The organism is Pandoraea fibrosis (genome assembly GCF_000807775.2).
GTDB lineage: Bacteria > Pseudomonadota > Gammaproteobacteria > Burkholderiales > Burkholderiaceae > Pandoraea > Pandoraea fibrosis.
The window spans coordinates 4185853-4208320 of sequence record NZ_CP047385.1 but is presented as its reverse complement, the minus strand read 5'-3'; the positions used below and the strand labels follow the sequence as shown (position 1 = coordinate 4208320).

Sequence of the window (22468 nt, the reverse complement as noted above, 5' to 3'; positions counted from 1 at the left end):
GTGTGCGGTTCGCTAGTTTAGGCAGTGGCAGCGAAGGTAATGCCCTGCTGGTGGAGGCGTCGGAAGGCGCCTCCACGACACGTATTCTCCTCGATTGCGGTTTCTCGATGCGAGAGGTCGAGCGGCGCTTGACGGCGCGCTCGATCGACGTGGCGTCACTCGACGCCATCGTCATCACGCACGAGCATGCCGACCACATCGGCAGTGCCCTTTCCCTCACGCGCAAGTACCGGATTCCTCTCATCATGAGCTGGGGAACGGGGCAGGCCGTCAAAGTCCATGCGACGCTCAAGCGTGGCGAAGACGATGCGCTCGTGCGCTGGTGCCGTTCCGACGAGCGGCTGGCTGTAGGGGATATCGAGCTTCATCCGTACACCGTGCCTCACGACGCACGTGAACCGCTCCAGTTCGTGTTTTCCGACGGCGCACGCCGCTTGGGGGTGCTTACGGATGCCGGGTGCCCGACGGCTCATCTGATCGCGACACTGGGCGGCTGCGATGCCCTGGTGCTCGAGTGCAATCACGACCGCGCGATGTTGGCCAACAGCAAGTACCCGCCGTCGCTCAAGGCGCGCATCGGCGGCACGTATGGTCATTTGGCAAACGAGGCGGCGGCAGAGATATTGGGCGCGATCGACCGGGCGAAGTTGCAGCGCGTGATATGCGCGCATTTGAGCGAGCAGAACAACACGCCCGAACTGGCGATGGCGGCCATGTCCGCCGTCATCGGTGCCGAGGCAACCGAGATCCTCGTGGCGACGCAGGCAGGGGGCTTTGACTGGCTGACGTGCTGATGTCAGTGGTCGGCGCGAGGCGGGGCGAATGCGCGGGCGTTCCACGCGAACGCGCAGCTTGCGCAGCGTAGGGACAACAAAAGTCGAGACAACAAAAAAGCCGGTCGAAAGACCGGCTTTTTTTGCTCAACTGCCTTGCGGCAGTGAGAGCTTACTTGCTGGCAGCAGCGTCAACAGCCGAAGCCACGGCGTCAGCAGCAGCACCAGCAGCCGAAGCGGCCGTGTCAGCAGCAGCACCAGCAGCCGAAGCAGCCGAGTCAGCAGCAGCGCCAGCAGCCGAAGCAGCGTCCGAAGCAGCCGTAGCAGCCGAAGCGGCAGCGTCAGCGGCCGGAGCAGCGGCTTCTTCCTTCTTGCCGCAGGCGGTCAGAGCCATAGCAGCCAACAACGAAGCGACGAGGAGAGACTTCTTCATGATCACGTCCTTTTATGGTAGAAGACAAGCGAATGAATAATTAGTTACGGTAATACGCTCTTGCCAGCGCAAAGCCGATTGCGAGACATTGGCAATTGAGGATTACCCTTGGTCATGCAAGCTGCTTGGCGAGAAATTATATTGGGTTTTCCCCAACGCGTCACGTCAATCTCGCGCATTTACCCCGCTTTTTTCCTTACGGCGCGCAACTTTCGCACGGTCTTCGAGTCTGGTTCGAGTTGCAGCCATCCCGAAGCATACCAATCGTACAGAATTTCGACGATTTCTTGGCTATTTTGCTCGAAATTCGCACATTCCTCTGCATTCAACCGACGGCTGTCGGCAAGGCGCCGCAACGTCGATCGCGCACTGACGGGCACTTCGAGCGGCTCACCGTTCACGTAGTATTGGTTGCGTCGATACAACAATTGCGTCTTGGGCGAGAGCGACAGACCGCGTAACGAGGCTTCGCGCACGAAACGTACCTCCGAAAGCGGCGTTTCCGGCGGGTCGAAGAACACATGCGACTTCGGTTCGCTCAACCAGCGGCCAAGGAAATCCCCCACCTCTTTTTGTCCCCAACGCACCTTCTCGAGTTGTGCGACGAGCGTGTCGACCATGGCGTCGGGCAGCGCGGCCGGATGTTTGACGGCAGGTTGCTTCGGATCGGCGTATCGGCCAGCGAAATGGCGCGCGAACGACAGTTCCGGTGCGTTCTCGGCAAGGTAGTACAGGAAGTTTTGCAGCATCTCCTGCTCGAGCGGCGCGCGAAAACCGATCGAGTACGTCATGCACTCACCCTCGGCAACGCCGTCGTGTGCATAACCCGGCGGCAAGTACAGCATGTCGCCCGGCTCGAGCACCCATTCCTCCTCCGCATCGAAGTGCTTGAGGATGCGCAGCGGCACATCCTCAAGCCAGGTGGTGTCTCGTTGCGGTCCAATGCGCCAGCGTCGCTTGCCATGGGCTTGCAGCAGAAAGACGTCGTAAGAGTCGAGGTGCGGACCGACACCGCCGCCGTCGGTCGCGTAGCTGATCATGACATCATCGAGACGCGCGTCGGGAATGAAGCGAAACTGCTGCATGAGCGCATCCACGGCCGGTGCGTGCAGGTTCACGCCCTGCACGAGAAGCGTCCACTGCTTGCGTGTCAGCGGCGGCAGATCGTCGGCATCGAAGGGGCCATGATCGAGTTGCCAGCGTTTGCGTGCGTGGCTGATGAGTCGCGATTCAACGTCGTCTTGCGCGGCCAGGGCGAACAGGGCGTCGCGCGAGAGCGGTGCGGTGAAGCCGGGAATCGCTTGCCGGATGAGCAATGGGCGCTTGTGCCAGTAGCGCTTCATGAAAGCCTCGGGGGCAAGGCCGCCGAGCAAGGGCAATGTGGGGCGGGATGTCGTCATGCGGAGTTCGATGCGTTAAAAGTGACGGCAGGGGTGACGGCAGCGTCTCCGGTCATCCCATGGCGGTCTGCGGCAAGCGAGTGCGAGGTGCGGCAATTCGCGCGGGATTCAACACGTGCGAGGTGCACGTTTGGGGTCCCGGATGTCGCTTCAGGTCGTTGCCGGGTCGCTGTCATACGGCTGCGCGTATAATGCGGGCTGTTTTCCGGAGAGTTTGATGAAGATCGAAAAGAATACCGTCGTCTCGGTGACTTACAAGTTGTCGGACGCTCAGGGCAACCTGATCGAAGAAAGCGGTGCCGAGCCGATGGTTTATCTGCACGGCGGCTATGATGGCACGTTCCCCAAGATCGAGGAAGCGCTCGATGGTCAGGACGTCGGCTACGAAACGCAACTGCAACTGGAACCGGGTGACGCCTTCGGCGACTACGATTCCGAACTGATCAAGATCGAAGAGCGTGGCCGTTTCCCGGAACCGCTCGAAGTCGGCATGCAGTTCGAAGGCACGCCGGAAGATGGCGACGACGAATCCGACACGCTGATCTATACGGTGACGGACGTTGCCGACGACAAGGTCGTGCTCGACGGCAATCATCCGCTCGCCGGCATGGCCCTGCGTTTTGAGCTGAAGGTGACCGACGTGCGTCAGGCAACGGAAGAAGAGATCGAGCACCAGCACGCCCACGGCGCGTCGGGTCTCGAGGTTGTCGACGAAGACGAAGACGACACTCCCACGCTGCACTGAGTTTTCGACGTCGCGCTGCCGCCTTGCGGGCGGCGGGTGACGCACGAAGCACGGAGGTCGTAGCAGGACATTCGCCGGGTCCGGCGCATTGCATAACGCGATGCGTCGGGCTCGGCGTTTGCATTTGGGCCGCCGACTCAGCGACTGTGCGCAAACGGGTGTGCCGTGGCGTTGGCCGGGAGTGCGGGCCCGATGGGCATGACGCCCTGATTGGGGTCCGAACTGACTGAATTGGCCGCGCCGGCGCCTGTGCCCAGGCTGGAAGCGGGGTACAGCGCGGAGTACGGCGCGGCGTAGGGCGCCGCACCTGCCGCGGATGCGCTACCGACAGGCGATCTGCCTGGCTCGGGATTCGGCGTGACGGCCATGGAAGGCGCTGCGCCATTGCTGCGTTGAGCATTGGGTGCCGCCGCGCTATTCGCGGGTAACACCACGCTCTCGAAACGGAACAGTTGCGGCGTTCGCGGATCGACGCGCACGCGTACCCAACGGTTTGCCGTCGGCGAGCCGTAACTGCTCAGTTGCGTAAACGTCTTGATGGTCGCGCCATGCGCATCGCGCAGCGGTTGCGTGTGGCGCATTGTCTTGCCGCTGTCGATCAGCAGGATCGCCCCCTTGAAGCGGTTGGCGAGTCGTTGCAACTGCGTCCGGAAATCCTTGTAGCCGTCCACGCCACGTCGTCCGGCGCGTTCCGAGAAGATGCCGCCGAGGCCGCCGCTGCGCGCCGGTTCGAACTCGGGGTCGGCCTGCGCGATGATGACCATGCCGATCGCGTCCTTTTGCTGCGCGTAGACGAGCGCATGTTGTAACCACACGCGCGTTGCAATCACACGATCTTCGTATTCGCCATTGCGCCCGCCGGCCGAGCGGTAATTGTTGTTGTTGCCGGGAAGATTCAGGCCGACGAATACCACGCCTTGATAGAACCATCGCACGTTCTCGCGGTATTGACGAAAGCGCGCCATCTCGCTTTGACGCGTGAGATCGAACTGCGCGAAACCGACGGGCCCCGGGCCAAGCAGCGCGTCGTCGTCGAAGGCGTGATCGCGGAGAAAGTCGAGGCGCTCCACGGGGTTGTAGTTTCCCTCGCTGGCGCGCTGGCAATCGGCCCAGTCGTTGGCGCCGGGCACATAGATCAAAGGCTTGGGCGAACTCGCGAGCAGGTTCAGACGTTGCGTGACGAGTTCGTCGCGGCACGACTCCGAGACGTCTTTCAGATTGCCCGCGTGAACGACGAAGGCGGCTTGCGTGTCGCCGATATTGGCCAGCACACTGCGCGCCAACGGGACTTCGCTATTGCCGAACGGCGTGTTGCCGAGCACCGCAAAATCGAATGGGGGCGGCTTGGCCGGGCCTTTTGCCGCGGTCTTTGCCGCAGCCTTCGCGGTGGGCTTTGCGTTGCCCTGTGCCGCTGCCGTGAGTGCCGAACCTGTGGCTAGCGCGAGCGCCACGAGGCACGCGGCCAGCAGGCCGGTGCCGGGGTGGCGAGAGGCGCGCGGGCGACGCAGGCTCGACATGGGCGATGGGCGCTCAGGCGTTGGCGCGGCCGTCCATCAGGCCCCGCAGTTCATACAACAGGTCGAGTGCCTCGCGGGGGCGCAGGTCGTCCGGATCGATTTGGGCGAGACGTGCCAGCGCGGCCTCTGCCGCCGGATCGAGCGCGGCGGCGTGATGCGCGGTACCGTTCGTACCTTGTTGCGACGTCGCGCTGTCGGCGTCTTCATCGAAGTCGTCGAGGCTGTCGTCGGCAGGTGCTCGCGTGGCGAACAGGTCGAGCTGCGGCGCGGCGGGATCGAGCGCTTGTTGTTCCAGCAACGCCAGATGCTTTCGCGCCGCGCGAATGACCGGCATCGGCACGCCGGCGAGTTGTGCGACCTGCAAGCCATAGCTTTGACTTGCGGGACCGTCCTGCACCGCGTGCAGGAACACAATGCCTTCGCCATGCTCCACGGCCGACAGATGCACATTGGCGCATTGCGGAAATTCATCCGGGAGTTGCGTCAGTTCGAAATAGTGCGTGGCGAACAGCGTGTAGCAGCGATTGTGGCCAAGCAGGTGACGTGCGATCGCCCAGGCGAGGGCGAGGCCGTCGAACGTTGAGGTGCCACGTCCGATTTCGTCCATCAGCACGAGGCTCTGGTCGGTTGCCGTATGCAGAATAGCTGCCGATTCGGTCATCTCGACCATGAACGTCGAGCGGCCGCCGGCGAGGTCGTCCGACGCGCCGATACGGGTGAAGATCGCATCGAGCGGGCCAAGACGCACGGCTTCGGCCGGCACGTAGCAGCCCACATAGGCGAGCAGGGCGATCAGCGCGGTCTGACGCATGAACGTCGACTTACCGCCCATGTTCGGGCCGGTGATGAGCAGCAGGCGGCGCGCGTCGCCCAGTGAGCAATCGTTGGCGATGAAGCGTTCCACCTGCTGTTCGACGACCGGGTGGCGGCCCTGGCGAATATCGACCACGCGCTCCTGCACCAACTCCGGCTTCACCCAACCCAGCGTCTCGGCACGTTCGGCCAGGGCGGCGAGCACATCCAGTTGAGCGAGCGCCTGCGCAATGCGCTTGAATTCGGTGATGTGCGGCAACAGCGTTTGCAGCAGCGCGTCGTACAACACCTTCTCCCGTGCGAGCGAGCGCTCCTGCGCAGACAGTGCCTTGTCTTCGAACGTCTTCAGTTCCGGCGTGATGTAGCGCTCGGCATTCTTGAGCGTCTGGCGACGACGATAGTCGTCGGGCACTTTGTCGGTCTGGCCACGCGTGACTTCGATATAGAAGCCGTGCACCTTGTTGAACTCGACGCGCAAATTATTGATGCCGGTGCGCGCCCGCTCGCGCGTTTCCAGATCGACGAGAAATTGACCGCAGTTCTCCGAGATATCGCGCAACTCGTCGAGGTCGGCGTCGTAACCGCGGGCGATGACGCCACCGTCGCGCACCATTGCTGCGGGTTCCTCCGCCACGGCGCTCGTGAGCAGCGCGAGCGCGGCCTCGGGAATGGCGAGATCTTCGTGAAGCATGGCCAGCAGCGGCGAGTTCGCCTCGACGGCGCGCAGCGTGGTGTGCAGTTCGGGAAGACGACGCAGGGCGTCGCGCAGGCTCGACAGATCGCGCGGGCGCGCCGTGAGCAGCGCCAGACGTGCCGTAATCCGCTCCACGTCCGCCACATGCCGCAATTCGCTGTTCAGCGCGCGCCATGTACCGGGGCCTTCGAGCAGCGTCGCGATCGCCAACTGGCGCGACTGCGGCACCTGTTGATCGCGCATCGGGTGATGAAGCCAGTGGCGCATCAGACGGCTGCCCATCGTGGTACCGCAGGTGTCGAGCAGCGAGAGCAGCGTGGGCGACTCGGTGCCGCGCAGTGTCTCGGTGAGTTCCAGATTGCGCCGGGTCGCGGCGTCAAGACCAATATAGGCGGCTTCCCGCTCCACGTTCAGACTTTGCACATGGCGCAGCGACTGACCCTGCGTGGCGGCGGCGTACTGCAACAGCGCACCTGCGGCCCCCAGCGCCGGGTTCAGTCCGTCGCAGCCGAATGCGGTCAGGCTGGCGACGCCCAACTGATCGCGCAGACGCTGTGTGCCGGCGGCGGTGTCGAAATGCCAGTCGGGCACGCGGGTCGTGGTGCCGAGAGAGAAGTCCTTGAAGTCGTCGAGCGCGCTATCCGGCACGAGTGTCTCGGCCGGACGGATGCGTTCGAGTTCGCGCGACAGTTTGTCTGCGGCCACTTCCATGAGGCGCAGCTCGCCGCTCGCGAGCGACAGCCACGCCAGACCGGCCATGCGCTCGCTGGCCCGCCGCGCATGAGGCATCTGCACCGCCAGCAGATACTGATCGACCTTGTCGCTGAGCAGGGCGGCGTCGGTCAGTGTGCCGGGCGTGACGATGCGCACGACCTTGCGCTCCACCGGGCCTTTCGACGTGGCAGGATCGCCGATCTGTTCGCAGATGGCGACCGATTCGCCGAGCTTGACCAGTTTGCCGAGATATTGCTCCACAGCGTGATGCGGAACCCCGGCCATGCGGATCGGCTGACCGCCGGACTGACCGCGCGCGGTCAGCGTGAGGTCAAGCAGGCGCGCAGCCTTGGCCGCGTCGTCGTGGAACAACTCGTAGAAGTCGCCCATGCGGTAGAAGACGAGCATGTTCGGATGCTCGGCCTTGATGCGCGTGTACTGCTGCATCATCGGCGTCATCGGTGCGGTAGCGGCGGGGGTGGGAGTGGCTTGGGTGCTCGTCATGAATGAATTCGGGTCGGGCGGGTCGGGTCACGATGTTTCCGGCGGGTCGCCCCTGCCGGGAAAATTCCACGGTGCGTCGGCACACCATCTGCCGGTACGCACCATCGTGGCGCGTTGGATGCGCAATTTTACGACGGGTTTGACACGCGCCGTCATGTGGCGTGCTGCGATGTTGCCTTCGCGTATCGATGAGACTGTCACACGAAGGCGGCGAATTATCCTCAAGTTTCCCGGAAATGTGCCGTTTCGGGTGGTAAGCTCTCGCAAAAATTACCAAAAGCAGCACAAGCTACTCTCGTACGGGCCAGTATGGTGAAGTCGTTGAAGGGACGGGTCGCGTTGGCGACAGCGCTCGTCTCGATGATATTGATCGTCGGTGTGGCTGTTGGTATCGAGTTTTTCGTCTATGGGGAATTGCGAAGCTCGATGCAGGCGCAGCTCGACTCGCAGGTCAAGCTCGTTGCCGATCAGCTCGACGACAAACTGCGTGCCAAGTTTCTCGCCTTGCACCGCATGTCTCGCCATATCGGCGATCCCTACGCCATGACACCCGGGCAGTTCGACAAATTCGCCAGCATGTCGGTGTCGATGCCGGAAACATTCAACACGATCTTCGTGGCCGCACCCGACGGCCACATGCTCTACGACTCGACGTTCTCCGCCACCTCCATCAACATCTCCGATCGCGATTACTTCCAGCAACTGCTCGCGGGGGCGCCGCAGGCGGCGTCGAGTGTGATCGCGGGCAAGATCACAAGCGCGCCGGGCATGGTGCTCGCCGTGCCCATCACGAATGCGCAGGGCAAAGTGACGGCCGTGATCGGCGGGGCGGTCAACCTGCTGCGGCAGAATTTCATTGTCGATCTGGCAAGCAATGCCATCGGTGAGACCGGGCGCTATTGCCTGGTGACCAACGAAAACCCGTCGCGTTACGTCATTCAGGCGGACGTGACCAAGATTCTCACGTCCGTGGGACCGGTGCAGACGCTGTGCGGCGTTCGCGACGCCGGCTCGAACGACCTCGTTCACATGCATCCGCTCGTCGCGCGCGCGCCCATGACGACAACCGGCTGGTCGGTCGTGGCGGTGCTGCCCGGGGCCGAGGCCTTCGATCCGCTCGCGCGGGTGCGCCGTCGTGTGGTCATTCTCGCGATTGTCGTGATCGGCATTGCCGCGTTCGCCATGTGGTGGATGGCGCGGCGCATGCTGCGTCCGCTCGACACGCTGCGAGACCTCGTGCAGCGTAGCGCCGGCGATATGCGCGCCGTGCAATCGCTGCCGGTGCAGCGTGCCGACGAGATCGGGGCGCTCGCGAACACCTTTCGCGACATGATGGAGCGGTTGGGCGATCGCACGGAAGCGCTGGAAATGTCGCGCGAAGCGGCGCGTGCAAACGTGCGTCGCATGCAGGAGATTGCAGACCGGGTGCCCTATCTGGTGGCGTTTCTCGATGGCGACGAGCGCTTCGCGTTCGTGAACCGCGCCTGCGAGCTGCGGCTGCGCCGCTCGCGTGAGCGCATTCTCGGCACCACGGCGCGCGAGTTGCTCGGCCCGTCGCTCTATCGCGAATTCGCCCCTCATCTGTCGCGCGCCTTCGCGGGCGAGGCTGCCACCTTCGTCTGGGATTTTGGCGAAGACACGGCGTATCGCTGCTTCGAAGTGAGTTATCAGCCGGAGTGGGCGACGCATAACGTGCTCGCCGGCGTGCACGTCTTTGTGCGCGACATCACCGTCGAGCGCTCGAACGAGCGGCGTTGGCGGCGCGAGTCGCATACCGATCACCTCACCGGACTGCTCAATCGCAAGGGCTTCGATCAGGCGCTGGCCAACGCGGTGCGACGCGCGCGCGAAGGCGCCGGTGCGCAGGCGCTGCTGTTCGTCGATCTGGATCGCTTCAAGGTGGTCAACGACACGTGGGGGCATGCCCTGGGCGACGAGTTGCTGCGGCGTCTGGCCAAGCGGCTCGTGGCGAGCGTGCGCGAGAGCGATGCCATTGCCCGTTTCGGCGGCGACGAGTTCGCCGTCATCATGGGGGATGTGCAGGATGTCGTTGATGTCGAGCGCACGGCGATGTCGATTCTCGATCTGGCGTCGCGGCCGATGGTGTTGTCCGTGGGCGAGGTTAGGGTGGGGGCGTGTGTCGGCGTGGCGATCGTGGCGTGCGGTGAGGATCAGACGCCGGGCATGTTGTTCGAAGCCGCAGACCGCGCGTTGTATAACGCGAAGCACGGTGGGCGCGGGCGCTTTGTCCTGAGCGGCGACGTTTCCGGACATGTCGCGTAAGCGGGCGCTCACCGGGGCAGTGCGATGTTCTGTGGCTGTCGGGCAGGGAGCGTGTTGGCGTTTGCCGTGAGCGCGCACTTCGGTCAACGTCGCGCATTAGAAAACGGCAATCGGACATGCCGTTGCGATGAGCTTCTGTGAAGTTACGAGCGTGAATTGTCTGACGCACAATGAGCGACGCCGTCCGTTGATGGTGCTCTGTGGTCGACGGTTGCGGCGTGGGGAAGTCTTCACACAGGAGGCAGGCATGAAACTTGAAGGCGGACGAAGCCGGGCGACAACGCGGGCGGTTTCCGACGCAGGATGGCGCGAAGCGGGTGCGCGCCGTGAGCCACCGCGGGCATCGCATCGGGGGCCGCGTTCGCGGCAGAGTCCCGATGTGCGCGAAGACAAACCGAGGCATCTGGGGTTGTCGGTGCGCGAAAACGAAGTGTTTCACATGCTGGTCGACGGCCTGGCCGTCAATGAGATAGCGCATGCCATGCATTCGAGCGAGCGGACGATCGCCGCGCATGTCGCACATATTCTGCACAAACTCGCGCTCGACGATAGTGCGGATCTGATCGGCTATGCCATTCGGCACGGGCTGATCGACGAAGGGGTGGAAGGCGTCGCCTGACGGTCCTTCCGGGGCGGTGTCGCTGGCTTGCCCCGATCAGTCGGCTCCCTCCTTTCGGGGCTAATCCGGCGCGTCGCGCAAGGTCGTCACGATCCCGCGCGACGCGCCCGTCAACTGGACGGCGGGCGGTGGCGGATTCCCTTGCCATCGCGATTCGCGAAGACTGTGCCAGTGCGTGTTCAATGCGTCTCGAATGTCGTCGATGCGTCGCCGGAGTGTGGCCGGAGTGTGGCCGGAGTGTCGCCTGAGCGTTCCGCGGGCGTTCCATCGGCGCTTCTTCAACGTCCCGGTTTATCCCGAATCGTCCCGATTGTTTCCGAACGCGCGAGAGGCCGACTTCATCAGCCAACACGATTGCGCAGTCGGTGATAAGGTACCGGCTCGACCCAATTTTCACGCAGGGTGTGCGTTGTTGTGCGTGTGTCCGTTTCGATTTTTTGTATCGATACGCACGGCGGCGGCATCACCCTCGCGATCCCAATGAGACAGGCGGCCTGCCGACATGCAGGCGCCGCCCCAAGAACCGAGGACAGACACGATGAAGGCGATCGAGATCACCCAGTACGGCGCACCCGAAGTGCTCAAACCCACCGAGCGGCCGCGTCCCGAACTGAAGCCGGGCGAAGTGCTTATCAAAGTCAAGGCATCGGGCGTGAATCGCCCGGATGTGCTCCAGCGCATCGGCCAGTATCCGGTGCCGCCGGGCGCCTCGGATCTGCCGGGGCTCGAAGTGGCCGGCGAGATCGTTGAAGGCGCGCTTGATGGGGCGGACAACCGCTGGGGCCTGAAGGTCGGTTCGCGCGTATGTGCGCTGGTGCAGGGCGGCGGGTATGCCGAGTACTGCGCCGCGCCGCTCGCGCAGGTGCTGCCGGTGCCGGAAGGGTTGTCGGATGTCGAAGCGGCGTCGCTGCCCGAGACATTCTTCACGGTGTGGAGCAACGTGTTCGATCGCGCTCACCTTGGCGAGACCGAGACGGGAGAGAAGGAAACGCTGCTGGTGCAGGGCGGCACGAGTGGTATCGGCGTGACGGCAATCCAGTTGGGGGTGGCGCTGGGCCATCGGGTGTTCGCGACTGCCGGCTCCGACGAGAAAGCGCGGGCGTGCGAAGCGCTGGGTGCCGAGCGGGGCATCAATTACAAGACGGAAGACTTCGTCGCTATCGCCAAGGAGCTCACCAAGGATCGCGGCGTCGACGTCGTGCTCGACATGGTGGGCGGCGATTATCTGCCGCGTGAAGTGCAGGCGCTGGCCTTCGACGGCCGCATCGCCATCATTGCGCTGCTCGGCGGCAGCAAGGCCACGCTGGATATGGGCGCACTGCTGCGCCGTCGTCTGACGGTGACCGGCTCGACGCTGCGTCCGCGCTCGGTGGCCTTCAAGGCGGCCATTGCAAAGAACCTGTACGAGAAGGTCTGGCCGCTGTTTGCCGCGGGCAAGATTCGTCCGGTGATTTATCAGACGTTCCCGGCCGAACAGGCGGACAAAGCCCATGCTTTGATGGAAACCAGTACGCACGTCGGCAAGATCGTATTGACCTGGTAAGCACGCTTGAGGCGATTGACGGTGTAAATCCGCGTGAAATGCCCATTTCACGCGGATTTGCACGTCGGAAAACCGCCGAAATTGACCCCCATGCCCCGGACGCACTAGAATGAGAGGTTTTTCGTCCATACGCATTGGGGGATAAGGCGTGACAACTGGTACCGCAGCTTCGGCTCGCACCATCAGCCGCAAGGCTGGCAAGCTCGTCGTGGGCAATTGGAAACTGCATGGCAGTCTGGCCGGCAACGAGGCGCTTCTGGGCGACCTGCTGGCATCGCCGGTGCTGAGCGCGCCGGGCGTGCTTGCGGCCGTATGTGTGCCGTTCCCCTATCTCGCACAATGCCAGACCCGCCTCTCGGGGCAGGTGTTGGGTTTTGGTGCGCAGGATGTCTCGGCGCAGGTCAGTGGCGCGTTCACGGGCGAAGTTGCGGCACCGATGATTGCCGAGTTCGGCGCGCAGTTCGTGATCGTTGGACACTCGGAGCGTCGGACATATCACGCCGAGACCGATGCGAATGTCGCTGCCAAGACGGTGCGTGTCCTCGATGCAGGCATGACGCCGATCGTGTGCGTGGGCGAAACGCTCGCCGAGCGCGAGGCGGGTGAGACGAAGGCCGTGGTGACGCGTCAGCTCGAGGCGGTGCTTGCTGCGTTGACGCTTGAGCAGGCCGCGAAGATCGTCGTGGCTTACGAGCCGGTCTGGGCGATCGGCACGGGCAAGACGGCGACGTCGGCCGAGGCGCAGGAGGTGCATGCCCATTTGCGCTCGCTGCTGCGCGCGAAGGGCGAGGCGGTAACGGATGTGGCGGTGTTGTACGGCGGCAGTGTGAAGCCGGACAACGCGGCAGAGCTGTTTTCGATGGCGGACGTCGATGGTGGTCTGATCGGCGGTGCGGCATTGAAGGCGGCAGATTTTCTGGCGATTTGCGAGGCGGGACTGTCGCGCTGATCGCCAATGCCATGCGCTGTAATGGCATGAAATAGTCATGATGCGGTGCATCAAAAATGCACCGTAAATCAGATTCTTCTATACGGGTGATGAGATGGGGTTGTTGAAAACGTTGTTGATCGTGGTGCAGGTGCTTTCCGCGCTGGGCATCATCGGTCTGGTGTTGCTTCAGCATGGCAAGGGCGCCGACATGGGCGCTGCATTCGGTAGCGGTTCGTCGGGCAGCCTCTTCGGTGCGTCGGGTTCGGCGAACTTCCTGTCGCGTACGACGGCAGCCCTCGCGGCCGTATTCTTCGTGACAACGCTGGGCCTCACGTATCTCGGCTCGTATAAGCCGGCAGCAAACATCGGTGTCCTTGGTAATTTGCCGGCAGCGACTTCGCCGTCAACGGCATCGGCACCCGCTGCGGCAGGCGTTCCTGCGCCGGCTTCCGTGGCCAATCCGCAGGACGTGCCCAAGTAATTGGCAATGCGTTTGTGACAAGTAATAAGCTGTAAAGAAAATCGAAAAAAATTCGATTTGTGCATTGAACAAAATGCTGAAGAGCGCTACTATAGCGGTCTTGAAGCGATTCGTAAGTGACAGCGGATTGCAGACTATGAATGCCGACGTGGTGAAATTGGTAGACACGCTATCTTGAGGGGGTAGTGGCGAAAGCTGTGCGAGTTCGAGTCTCGCCGTCGGCACCACAGTTCTACGATGCCAGCCTTGCGTTTATGCTTTGGCTGGCATTTTATTTTGTGCTCACCGTTCATCCGCTTTCCGGTCCCCACACCATCGACGAGAGCGGTTCTTTGAACTAACCGAAAGAGGGTAGAGTTGAACCTCGGAACCTATTATCCCGTCCTGCTGTTTCTTCTGGTAGGTGGCGGTCTTGGGGCGGTACTGATTGGCGTCGGTAAATTCCTCGGCCCCAACAATCCCGACAGCGAAAAACTCTCTCCGTACGAGTGCGGCTTCGAGGCATTCGAAGACGCGCGCATGAAGTTCGATGTGCGCTACTATCTCGTCGCCATCCTTTTCATCCTGTTCGATCTCGAAACGGCATTTCTGTTTCCGTGGGGCGTCGCCCTGCGCGATATCGGCTGGGTGGGCTTTATCTCCATGATGGGTTTCCTGCTTGAACTGCTCGTCGGTTTCGTGTTCCTGTGGAAGCGCGGTGCGCTTGACTGGGAATAAGGCCGGCAACGTAATTGGCAGCATTGCAGAAGGATTCAGGGTAAGCATATGAGCATCGAAGGGGTTTTGCGCGAAGGGTTCGTCACCACCACGGCTGACAAACTCATCAACTGGACGCGCACGGGTTCGCTTTGGCCGATGACGTTCGGTCTCGCGTGCTGTGCCGTTGAAATGATGCACGCCGGCGCGGCGCGTTACGATCTGGACCGGTTTGGCGTGGTGTTCCGCCCAAGCCCGCGTCAGTCGGACGTGATGATCGTGGCCGGCACGCTGTGCAACAAGATGGCGCCCGCGCTGCGCAAGGTGTACGACCAGATGGCCGAGCCGCGTTGGGTGATCTCGATGGGGTCGTGTGCCAATGGTGGCGGCTACTATCACTATTCCTACTCGGTGGTGCGCGGTTGCGATCGCATCGTGCCAGTCGACGTCTACGTGCCGGGCTGTCCGCCGACGGCCGAGGCGCTCGTCTACGGCATCATCCAGTTGCAGTCAAAGATCAAGCGGACTGCGACGATCGCGCGTAAATAACCGCTACCGCCCATGTCTACACTAGAAAAACTCAAGACCACCCTGCAAAACGTGCTTGGCACCCGTGCCGAGCAGTTGGTGGAAGCCCTCGACGAGCTGACGCTGACCGTCAAGGCGAGCGATTATCTCGACGTGGCGCGCACGCTGCGTGATCATCCCGAGCTGAAGTTCGAGCAGTTGATGGACGTTGCCGGTCTGGACTACTCCGCCTACGGCGATGGCCTCTACGACGGTCCGCGCTACGCCGCCGTCTCGCATTTGCTCTCGCTGACCCACAACTGGCGTCTTCGTGTGCGCGTGTTCGCACCGGAGGACGATCTGCCTGTCGTGGCGTCGCTGATCGAGGTGTGGAGTTCGGCCAACTGGTTCGAGCGTGAAGCTTTCGACCTGGTCGGTATCGTGTTCGAAGGACACCCGGATCTGCGCCGCATTCTCACGGACTACGGTTTCATCGGTCACCCGTTCCGCAAGGACTTCCCGACGTCCGGTTACGTCGAGATGCGCTACGACCCGGAACAGAAGCGAGTGATCTACCAACCGGTGACGATCGAGCCGCGCGAAATTACGCCGCGCATCATCCGCGAAGAGCATTACGCCGGTCTGAAACATTAAGGTGGCCTTGTGGCAGACATCAAGAACTACACCCTGAACTTCGGTCCGCAGCACCCGGCAGCGCACGGCGTGCTGCGCCTGGTGCTCGAGCTGGACGGCGAAGTGATCCAGCGCGCCGATCCGCACATCGGCCTGTTGCACCGTGCGACCGAAAAACTCGCCGAATCGAAGACGTTCCTGCAATCCGTGCCGTACATGGATCGTCTCGATTATGTGTCGATGATGTGCAATGAGCACGCCTACGTCATGGCGATCGAAAAGCTGCTCGGCGTTGACGTGCCGATTCGCGCACAATACATCCGCGTGATGTTCGACGAAATCACGCGCGTGCTGAATCACCTGATGTGGATTGGCTCGCACGCCCTCGACGTGGGCGCGATGGCAGTGTTCCTTTACGCCTTCCGCGAACGCGAAGACCTGTTCGACGTGTACGAAGCCGTTTCGGGTGCCCGTATGCACGCGGCTTACTACCGTCCGGGTGGCGTGTATCGCGATCTGCCGGATGCCATGCCGAAGTATCGTGCATCGAAGTTCCACAACGAGCGCGCGATCAAGAAGATGAACGAAGCGCGCGAAGGCTCGCTGCTGGACTTCATCGAAGACTTCGCCATTCGCTTCCCGAAGTGCGTCGACGAGTACGAAACGCTGCTCACCGATAACCGTATCTGGAAGCAGCGTCTGGTCGGTATCGGTGTGGTGTCGCCCGAGCGCGCCATGCAGTTGGGCTTCTCCGGCGCGATGCTGCGCGGTTCGGGCATTGCCTGGGACCTGCGCAAGAAGCAGCCGTACGAAGTGTACGACCGCCTCGAATTCGATATTCCGGTGGGCAAGGAAGGCGACTGTTACGACCGTTACCTGGTGCGTGTGGAAGAAATGCGCCAGTCGGCCAGCCTGATCCGCCAGTGCGTGAAGTGGTTGCGTGCCAATGAAGGTCCGGTCATTACGGACAATCACAAGGTGGCTCCGCCGTCGCGCGTCGAAATGAAGTCGAACATGGAAGAGCTGATTCACCATTTCAAGCTCTTCACCGAAGGCTTCCACGTGCCCGCCGGCGAGACGTATGCCGCTGTCGAGCACCCGAAGGGCGAGTTCGGCATCTATCTGGTGTCGGACGGTGCCAACAAGCCGTATCGCCTGAAGATTCGCGCGCCGGGCTTCGCCCACCTTTCCGCGCTCGACGAGATGGCGAAGGGTCACATGATTGCCGATGCGGTGGCGATCATCGGGACCCAGGACATTGTGTTCGGCGAGATCGATCGCTAAATGCGCAGCGGGCGCCCAAGGCGCCCGCAGGTTTTATTTCGGTGGGGTTTTGCAGGTCGAAACCGTTGCCGTTCCAGTTGCCGTGCCGGTAGTGCGCGGGCAGCCGACAACATCGGCTCGCCCGCGCTGGCACGAGCGGGGATAACGTTTTAGAGAACAGTCGGATCGGAAATGCTTTCTCCCGAAGCCCTGAAGAAAATCGACCGTGCCGTTGCCAAATACCCTGCCGAGCAGAAGCAGTCGGCGGTGATGCACGCACTTGCCGTAGCGCAGGTCGAGAAAGGCTGGTTGTCGCCCGAAGTGATGCAGTTCGTGGCGGACTACCTCGAAATGCCCGCAGTCGCGGTGCAAGAGGTCGCAACCTTCTACACCATGTTCAACACGAGCCCTGTGGGCAAGTTCAAGTTGACCGTGTGCACGAACCTGCCTTGCCAGCTCACGCGCGGCGAAGAGATGGCCAAGTACCTGAAGGAGAAGTTGGGTGTCGAGTACAACGACATCACGCCTGATGGTCTCTTTACGGTCAAGGAAGGTGAGTGCATGGGCGCTTGCGGCGATGCCCCCGTCATGCTGGTGAACAACCATCGCATGTGCGGCTTCATGAACGAAGCCAAGGTCGACGCGCTCCTCGATGAGCTCAAGGCCAAGGGCGCCGCGGGAGAGAAAGCATGACGTCGCTGCACAACCGTCACATCAAACCGCTGATTCTCGCCGACCTCAACGGCGAGAACTGGCATCTGGAAGATTACGTCAAGCGCGGTGGATACCAGCAGCTCGCACGTATTCTGAAGGAAGGCCTCACGCCGGAGCAGGTCATTGCCGACGTCAAGGCATCGGGTCTGCGTGGCCGTGGAGGCGCAGGCTTCCCGACCGGTCTGAAGTGGAGCTTCATGCCGCGCGCGTTCCCGGGGCAAAAGTACCTCGTCTGCAACTCGGACGAAGGCGAGCCCGGTACGTTCAAGGATCGTGACATCCTGCGCTACAACCCGCATGCGTTGATCGAAGGCATGGCCATCGGCGGTTTCGCCATGGGCATCACCGTCGGTTACAACTACATCCACGGCGAAATCTACGAAGTGTACGAGCGCTTCGAAGAGGCGCTCGAGGAAGCGCGCGCTGCCGGTTATCTGGGCGACAACATTCTCGGCACGGACTTCTCGTTCCAGTTGCACGCTCACCATGGTTATGGCGCGTACATCTGCGGCGAAGAAACGGCACTGCTCGAGTCGCTCGAAGGCAAGAAGGGTCAACCGCGTTTCAAGCCGCCATTCCCGGCGAGCTTCGGTCTGTACGGCAAGCCCACGACCATCAACAACACCGAGACGTTCGCGGCCGTTCCGTTCCTGCTGGCGACCGGCCCGCAGCAATATCTGGAAATGGGCAAGCCGAACAACGGCGGCACCAAGATTTTCTCGGTGTCGGGCGACGTCGAGCTGCCGGGTAACTACGAAGTGCCGCTGGGTACGCCGTTCGGCGAACTGCTGGAACTGGCCGGTGGCATGCGTGGTGGCAAGAAGCTCAAGGCCGTGATTCCGGGCGGTTCATCGGCACCGGTCGTACCGGCCGGCCTGATGATGGAAACCACGATGGACTACGACAGCATCGCCAAGGCTGGATCGATGCTGGGTTCGGGGGCCGTGATCGTGATGGACGAGACGCGCTGCATGGTGCGCTCGCTGCTGCGTCTGTCGTACTTCTACTACGAAGAATCGTGCGGTCAGTGCACGCCGTGCCGTGAAGGGACTGGCTGGCTGTGGCGCGTGGTCAATCGTATCGAGCACGGCGAAGGCCGCAAGGAAGATCTGGACCTGCTCAACTCGGTGGCCGAGAACATCATGGGCCGTACCATTTGCGCGCTGGGCGATGCCGCAGCGATGCCGGTGCGAGGCATGCTCAAACACTTCTGGGACGAGTTCGCCTACCACGTCGAGCACAAGCATTGCTTGGTCGGCGCTCACTAATCCCTTTTGACGGTTGGCATTGAACCGCTATGGTTGAAATCGAAATTGACGGCCAAAAGGTCGAGGTGCCCGAAGGCAGCATGGTGATCCAGGCTGCCAAGAAAAACGGCACCTATATTCCCCACTTCTGCTACCACAAGAAGCTGTCCATCGCTGCGAACTGCCGCATGTGCCTGGTCGAGGTCGAAAAGGCCCCGAAGGCGGTGCCGGCCTGTGCAACGCCGGTGGCCAACGGCATGATCGTGCGCACCAACTCCGAGAAGGCTGTGAAGGCACAGCAATCGGTGATGGAGTTCCTGCTGATCAATCACCCGCTCGACTGCCCGATCTGCGATCAGGGCGGTGAGTGCCAATTGCAGGACTTGGCGGTTGGTTACGGCAAGTCGGCGTCGCGCTATCAGGAAGAGAAGCGCGTGGTGTTCCACAAGAACGTGGGCCCGCTTATCTCGATGGAAGAGATGTCGCGCTGCATTCACTGCACCCGCTGCGTGCGTTTCGGCCAGGAAGTGGCCGGCGTCATGGAATTCGGCATGCTGGGTCGCGGCGAACACTCGGAAATCACCTCGTTCGTCGGCAAGACGGTCGACTCGGAACTGTCGGGCAACATGATCGACCTGTGCCCGGTCGGTGCGCTGACGTCGAAGCCGTTCCGCTACAGCGCCCGCACGTGGGAACTGTCGCGCCGCAAGTCGGTGAGCCCGCACGACGGCGTGGGTGCCAACCTCGTGGTGCAAGTGAAGAACAACAAGGTCCTGCGCGTTGTGCCGCTCGAAAACGAAGCGATCAACGAATGCTGGATCTCGGACAAGGACCGTTTCTCTTACGAAGGTCTGAACAGCGACGAGCGCCTCACCAAGCCGATGCTCAAGCAAGGCGGTGAGTGGCACGAAGTCGACTGGCAGACCGCGCTCGAGTACGTCGGTCACGGTCTGACGGACATCATCCGCGACTTCGGCGCCGATGCTGTCGCCGCACTGGCATCGCCGCACGCCACGGTCGAAGAACTGCACCTGCTGCAGAAGTTCGTGCGCGCACTGGGCAGCGACAACGTCGACTTCCGTCTGCGTCAGACGGACGTGTCGGGCGGCACCCAGGGTGCTCCGTGGCTCGGCCTGCCGATCGCTGAGCTCGACAAGCTGCAAAGCGCGCTGGTCGTCGGTTCGTTCCTGCGCAAGGACCATCCGCTGTTTGCCTCGCGTCTGCGCTCCGCGGTGAAGGCCGGTGGCCAACTCAATGTGCTGCACGGCTCGGACGACGACCTGCTGGTGAAGGTCGCCAACAAGATCATCGCCGCACCGGGTGCCTGGGCGAGCGAACTGGCCGGTATCGCCGTGGCCGCCGCGGCTGCCAAGGGCGTTGCCGTCCCGGCAGAGCTCGCCGGCGTGAGCGCCAGCGATGCCGCCAAGGCCATCGCCGCGTCGCTGGTGAATGGCGAGCGCCGCGCGATCCTGCTGGGTAACGCCGCTGTGCAACATCCGCAGTTCTCGCAACTGCACGCTATCGCGCAAGTGATCGCCGACATCACCGGCGCCTCGCTGGGCTTCCTGACCGAAGGTGCCAACACGGTGGGCGGCTACGCAGTGAAGGCCACGAACGCGAAGGGCGCTGCTGCACTGTTCGCGCAACCGCGTCAGGCCTATCTGCTGCTCAACGCCGAGCCGGAATACGATTCGGCCGATGCGAAGCAAGCGCTGACGGCATTGAACGCCGCGAAGATGGTCGTCTCGCTCTCGCCGTTCAAGCACGGCCTCGAGTACGCCGACGTGCTGCTGCCGATCGCCCCGTTTACGGAAACCGCCGGTACGTTCGTCAACGCCGAAGGCCTGCCGCAACACTTCAACGGTGTGGTGCGTGCGCTGGGCGAAACGCGTCCGGGCTGGAAGGTGCTGCGCGTGCTGGGCAACCTCCTCAAACTGCAAGGCTTCGAGCAGGACACCGCCGAACAGGTTCGCGACGAAGCGCTGGCCGGTTTTTCGGTGGCAGCGCTGGACAACCGCGCGAAGGCGGCACTGGTGGCTCCGAAGGCCGCGGGTCAGGGTCTGGAGCGTCTGGCCGATGTGCCGATCTATGCGGCCGATGCCCTGGTGCGCCGCGCCCCGTCGCTGCAATTGACGAATGACGCCAAGGCTGCGCTGCGTGCCACGCTGCCGGCAGCACTGTTCGACAGCCTGGGCCTCGCCGCCGGTGACGCCGTGCGCGTGCGCCAGGGCGATGCTGTGGTGACGCTGCCGGCCGCTCGTTCGGAAACGCTGCCTGCCAACGTGGTGCGCGTTCCGGCAGCCACGCCGGCGTCCGCCGCGCTTGGCGCGATGTTCGGTGAAATTTCGGTGGAGAAGGCGTAAATGAGCCTGAACGAAGTCATCAATCAATACGGCACGCAACTGCTGGGCGTGGCCTGGCCGACGGTGTGGGCGCTGGTCCGCATTCTCGTCGTGGCCGTGATCCTGCTGCTGTGCGTGGCGTACCTGATTCTGTGGGAGCGTAAGCTCATCGGCTGGATGCACGTGCGTCTCGGTCCGAACCGCGTGGGTCCCGCCGGTCTGCTGCAACCGATCGCCGACGTGTTGAAGCTCCTGCTCAAGGAAGTGATCACGCCGTCGCAAGTCAGCAAGGGCATTTACGCCATCGCCCCGGTGATGGCCGTGCTGCCGGCCTTCGCGATCTGGGCGGTCATCCCGTTCCAGCCGGGCGCCGTGCTGGCCGATGTGAACGCCGGTCTGCTGTACGCCATTGCGATCTCGTCGATCGGGGTGTACGGCGTGATTCTCGCCGGCTGGGCCTCGAACTCGAAATACGCCTTCCTCGGTGCCATGCGCGCATCGGCTCAGATGATTTCGTATGAAATCGCCATGGGCTTCGCGCTGGTGACGGTGCTGATGACGGCCGGCTCGCTCAACCTGTCGGACATCGTGCGCTCGCAAGAGCACGGCATGTTCGCCGGCATGGGCCTGAATCTGTTGTCGTGGAACTGGCTGCCGCTGCTGCCGATGTTCGTCGTCTACTTCATCTCGGGCATTGCGGAAACGAACCGCCACCCGTTCGACGTGGTGGAAGGCGAATCGGAAATCGTGGCCGGTCACATGATCGAGTACTCGGGCATGGGCTTCGCGCTCTTCTTCCTGGCCGAGTACATCAACATGATCATCATCTCGGCGCTGGCTGCGGTGTTGTTCCTGGGTGGCTGGAGTGCGCCGTTCGGCTTCCTGTCGTTCATCCCGGGTGTGTTCTGGCTGGCGTTCAAGGTGTTCCTGCTGCTGTCGGTGTTCATCTGGGTGCGTGCGACGTTCCCGCGCTACCGCTACGACCAGATCATGCGTCTGGGCTGGAAGGTTTTCCTGCCGTTGACGATCGTTTGGGTGATCGTGGTGGGTGGCTGGATCATGTCGCCCTGGAACATCTGGGGCTGAGGCGAACGGAGTAGAGGAATCCCATGGTAAGGGCAATCAAGGACTTTTTCGGCAGTTTCCTGTTGTTGGAACTGCTCAAGGGCATGGCGCTCACGGGGCGTTACACGTTCGCTCGCAAGGTGACGGTGCAGTTTCCGGAAGAGAAGACGCCGCTGTCGCCGCGTTTTCGCGGTCTGCATGCGCTGCGTCGTTATCCGAACGGCGAAGAGCGCTGCATCGCTTGCAAGTTGTGCGAAGCCGTGTGCCCGGCAATGGCCATCACGATCGAGTCGGATGTGCGTGACGACGGCACTCGCCGTACCACGCGTTATGACATCGATCTGACCAAATGCATTTTCTGTGGCTTCTGCGAAGAAAGCTGCCCGGTGGACTCGATCGTCGAGACGCACATTCTCGAGTATCACGGCGAGAAGCGTGGCGATCTGTACTTCACCAAGGAAATGTTGCTCGCGGTGGGCGATCGTTACGAAAACGAAATCGCGGCGGCCAAGGCGGCCGATGCGCCGTACCGTTAAGCAGGGCAGGGCGCG

20 protein-coding genes and 1 tRNA gene are annotated in these 22468 nt (G+C 62.5%); 17 read left to right on the top strand and 4 right to left on the bottom strand.

What is annotated here, in order from left to right:
* Positions 1 to 2 precede the first annotated feature (2 nt).
* Entirely contained in the window at positions 3 to 794 is a 792-nt protein-coding gene (locus PI93_RS18535) for an MBL fold metallo-hydrolase (RefSeq protein WP_039373640.1), read from the top strand.
* 151 nt (positions 795 to 945) lie between these two features.
* On the opposite strand, the gene PI93_RS18530 is transcribed toward PI93_RS18535, so the two are convergent.
* Both PI93_RS18530 and PI93_RS18525 read right to left on the bottom strand, forming a co-directional pair.
* The gene (locus PI93_RS18530) at positions 946 to 1206 is read right to left on the bottom strand and encodes a hypothetical protein (protein WP_080759361.1); all 261 of its coding nucleotides are present in this window, start codon (positions 1204 to 1206) and stop codon (positions 946 to 948) included.
* Positions 1207 to 1385: 179 nt separating this feature from the next.
* The gene (locus PI93_RS18525; RefSeq protein WP_039373637.1) at positions 1386 to 2606 is read right to left on the bottom strand and encodes a ribosomal protein uL16 3-hydroxylase; all 1221 of its coding nucleotides are present in this window, start codon (positions 2604 to 2606) and stop codon (positions 1386 to 1388) included.
* A gap of 217 nt (positions 2607 to 2823) precedes the next feature.
* On the opposite strand from PI93_RS18525, the gene PI93_RS18520 reads away from it, so the two are divergent.
* Entirely contained in the window at positions 2824 to 3351 is a 528-nt protein-coding gene (locus PI93_RS18520) for an FKBP-type peptidyl-prolyl cis-trans isomerase (protein WP_039373636.1), read from the top strand.
* 137 nt (positions 3352 to 3488) lie between these two features.
* On the opposite strand, the gene PI93_RS18515 is transcribed toward PI93_RS18520, so the two are convergent.
* Both PI93_RS18515 and mutS read right to left on the bottom strand, forming a co-directional pair.
* Entirely contained in the window at positions 3489 to 4868 is a 1380-nt protein-coding gene (locus PI93_RS18515; protein WP_052240912.1) for a hypothetical protein, read from the bottom strand.
* A gap of 13 nt (positions 4869 to 4881) precedes the next feature.
* Positions 4882 to 7593 (bottom strand): DNA mismatch repair protein MutS, encoded by a 2712-nt coding sequence (gene mutS / locus PI93_RS18510; protein WP_039373634.1) that lies wholly within the window; start codon positions 7591 to 7593, stop codon positions 4882 to 4884.
* A 309-nt stretch (positions 7594 to 7902) separates the two neighbouring features.
* On the opposite strand from mutS, the gene PI93_RS18505 reads away from it, so the two are divergent.
* The 15 genes from PI93_RS18505 (at position 7903) to nuoI (ending at position 22453) form a co-directional block, all read left to right on the top strand.
* Positions 7903 to 9876: a sensor domain-containing diguanylate cyclase gene (locus PI93_RS18505; RefSeq protein WP_039373633.1), complete on the top strand. Its 1974-nt coding sequence runs from the start codon at positions 7903 to 7905 to the stop codon at positions 9874 to 9876.
* Positions 9877 to 10123: 247 nt separating this feature from the next.
* A complete protein-coding gene (locus PI93_RS18500; RefSeq protein WP_158453308.1) occupies positions 10124 to 10495 on the top strand; it encodes a response regulator transcription factor in 372 nt (123 codons plus the stop codon).
* Between the two features lie 538 nt (positions 10496 to 11033).
* Positions 11034 to 12038 (top strand): NAD(P)H-quinone oxidoreductase, encoded by a 1005-nt coding sequence (locus PI93_RS18495; protein ID WP_039373632.1) that lies wholly within the window; start codon positions 11034 to 11036, stop codon positions 12036 to 12038.
* Between the two features lie 181 nt (positions 12039 to 12219).
* Positions 12220 to 12987 carry a triose-phosphate isomerase gene (tpiA, locus tag PI93_RS18490; RefSeq protein ID WP_039368701.1) on the top strand — a complete coding sequence of 256 codons (768 nt, stop codon included), beginning with the start codon at positions 12220 to 12222 and terminating at the stop codon, positions 12985 to 12987.
* Positions 12988 to 13081: 94 nt separating this feature from the next.
* Complete coding sequence (secG, locus tag PI93_RS18485) at positions 13082 to 13450, top strand: preprotein translocase subunit SecG (RefSeq protein WP_039368622.1); 369 nt, start codon at positions 13082 to 13084, stop codon at positions 13448 to 13450.
* 142 nt (positions 13451 to 13592) lie between these two features.
* Positions 13593 to 13677 (top strand) — tRNA-Leu (locus PI93_RS18480).
* A 130-nt stretch (positions 13678 to 13807) separates the two neighbouring features.
* Positions 13808 to 14167, top strand: coding sequence for an NADH-quinone oxidoreductase subunit A (locus PI93_RS18475; RefSeq protein ID WP_039368621.1), 360 nt, complete (start codon positions 13808 to 13810; stop codon positions 14165 to 14167).
* 48 nt (positions 14168 to 14215) lie between these two features.
* The gene (locus PI93_RS18470) at positions 14216 to 14695 is read left to right on the top strand and encodes a NuoB/complex I 20 kDa subunit family protein (protein ID WP_010807413.1); all 480 of its coding nucleotides are present in this window, start codon (positions 14216 to 14218) and stop codon (positions 14693 to 14695) included.
* 12 nt (positions 14696 to 14707) lie between these two features.
* On the top strand, positions 14708 to 15307 hold the full coding sequence (locus PI93_RS18465; RefSeq protein WP_039368612.1) for an NADH-quinone oxidoreductase subunit C: 600 nt from the start codon (positions 14708 to 14710) through the stop codon (positions 15305 to 15307).
* A 9-nt stretch (positions 15308 to 15316) separates the two neighbouring features.
* A complete protein-coding gene (locus PI93_RS18460) occupies positions 15317 to 16570 on the top strand; it encodes an NADH-quinone oxidoreductase subunit D (RefSeq protein ID WP_039368609.1) in 1254 nt (417 codons plus the stop codon).
* A gap of 171 nt (positions 16571 to 16741) precedes the next feature.
* Complete coding sequence (gene nuoE / locus PI93_RS18455) at positions 16742 to 17242, top strand: NADH-quinone oxidoreductase subunit NuoE (RefSeq protein ID WP_039368605.1); 501 nt, start codon at positions 16742 to 16744, stop codon at positions 17240 to 17242.
* A complete protein-coding gene (nuoF, locus tag PI93_RS18450; RefSeq protein WP_039368602.1) occupies positions 17239 to 18531 on the top strand; it encodes an NADH-quinone oxidoreductase subunit NuoF in 1293 nt (430 codons plus the stop codon). The genes nuoE and nuoF overlap by 4 nt, the downstream gene beginning before the upstream one ends.
* Positions 18532 to 18560: 29 nt before the next feature.
* Positions 18561 to 20873, top strand: coding sequence for an NADH-quinone oxidoreductase subunit NuoG (nuoG, locus tag PI93_RS18445; protein ID WP_039368598.1), 2313 nt, complete (start codon positions 18561 to 18563; stop codon positions 20871 to 20873).
* Complete coding sequence (gene nuoH / locus PI93_RS18440; protein ID WP_039368596.1) at positions 20874 to 21938, top strand: NADH-quinone oxidoreductase subunit NuoH; 1065 nt, start codon at positions 20874 to 20876, stop codon at positions 21936 to 21938.
* A gap of 23 nt (positions 21939 to 21961) precedes the next feature.
* Positions 21962 to 22453, top strand: coding sequence for an NADH-quinone oxidoreductase subunit NuoI (gene nuoI, locus PI93_RS18435; protein ID WP_010807406.1), 492 nt, complete (start codon positions 21962 to 21964; stop codon positions 22451 to 22453).
* The last annotated feature ends 15 nt before the right edge of the window (positions 22454 to 22468 follow it).

What these genes read in the sequence shown, in the direction of transcription:
- PI93_RS18470 (WP_010807413.1), top strand. Translation starts at nt 14,216, where the DNA reads ATGAGCATCGAAGGGGTTTTGCGCGAAGGGTTCGTCACCACCACGGCT.
- nuoI (WP_010807406.1), top strand. Translation starts at nt 21,962, where the DNA reads ATGGTAAGGGCAATCAAGGACTTTTTCGGCAGTTTCCTGTTGTTGGAA.
- PI93_RS18525 (WP_039373637.1), bottom strand. Translation starts at nt 2,606, where the DNA reads ATGACGACATCCCGCCCCACATTGCCCTTGCTCGGCGGCCTTGCCCCC.
- nuoF (WP_039368602.1), top strand. Translation starts at nt 17,239, where the DNA reads ATGACGTCGCTGCACAACCGTCACATCAAACCGCTGATTCTCGCCGAC.
- PI93_RS18500 (WP_158453308.1), top strand. Translation starts at nt 10,124, where the DNA reads ATGAAACTTGAAGGCGGACGAAGCCGGGCGACAACGCGGGCGGTTTCC.
- PI93_RS18520 (WP_039373636.1), top strand. Translation starts at nt 2,824, where the DNA reads ATGAAGATCGAAAAGAATACCGTCGTCTCGGTGACTTACAAGTTGTCG.
- secG (WP_039368622.1), top strand. Translation starts at nt 13,082, where the DNA reads ATGGGGTTGTTGAAAACGTTGTTGATCGTGGTGCAGGTGCTTTCCGCG.
- mutS (WP_039373634.1), bottom strand. Translation starts at nt 7,593, where the DNA reads ATGACGAGCACCCAAGCCACTCCCACCCCCGCCGCTACCGCACCGATG.
- nuoH (WP_039368596.1), top strand. Translation starts at nt 20,874, where the DNA reads ATGAGCCTGAACGAAGTCATCAATCAATACGGCACGCAACTGCTGGGC.
- nuoG (WP_039368598.1), top strand. Translation starts at nt 18,561, where the DNA reads ATGGTTGAAATCGAAATTGACGGCCAAAAGGTCGAGGTGCCCGAAGGC.
- PI93_RS18515 (WP_052240912.1), bottom strand. Translation starts at nt 4,868, where the DNA reads ATGTCGAGCCTGCGTCGCCCGCGCGCCTCTCGCCACCCCGGCACCGGC.
- PI93_RS18465 (WP_039368612.1), top strand. Translation starts at nt 14,708, where the DNA reads ATGTCTACACTAGAAAAACTCAAGACCACCCTGCAAAACGTGCTTGGC.
- PI93_RS18495 (WP_039373632.1), top strand. Translation starts at nt 11,034, where the DNA reads ATGAAGGCGATCGAGATCACCCAGTACGGCGCACCCGAAGTGCTCAAA.
- nuoE (WP_039368605.1), top strand. Translation starts at nt 16,742, where the DNA reads ATGCTTTCTCCCGAAGCCCTGAAGAAAATCGACCGTGCCGTTGCCAAA.
- PI93_RS18530 (WP_080759361.1), bottom strand. Translation starts at nt 1,206, where the DNA reads ATGAAGAAGTCTCTCCTCGTCGCTTCGTTGTTGGCTGCTATGGCTCTG.
- PI93_RS18505 (WP_039373633.1), top strand. Translation starts at nt 7,903, where the DNA reads ATGGTGAAGTCGTTGAAGGGACGGGTCGCGTTGGCGACAGCGCTCGTC.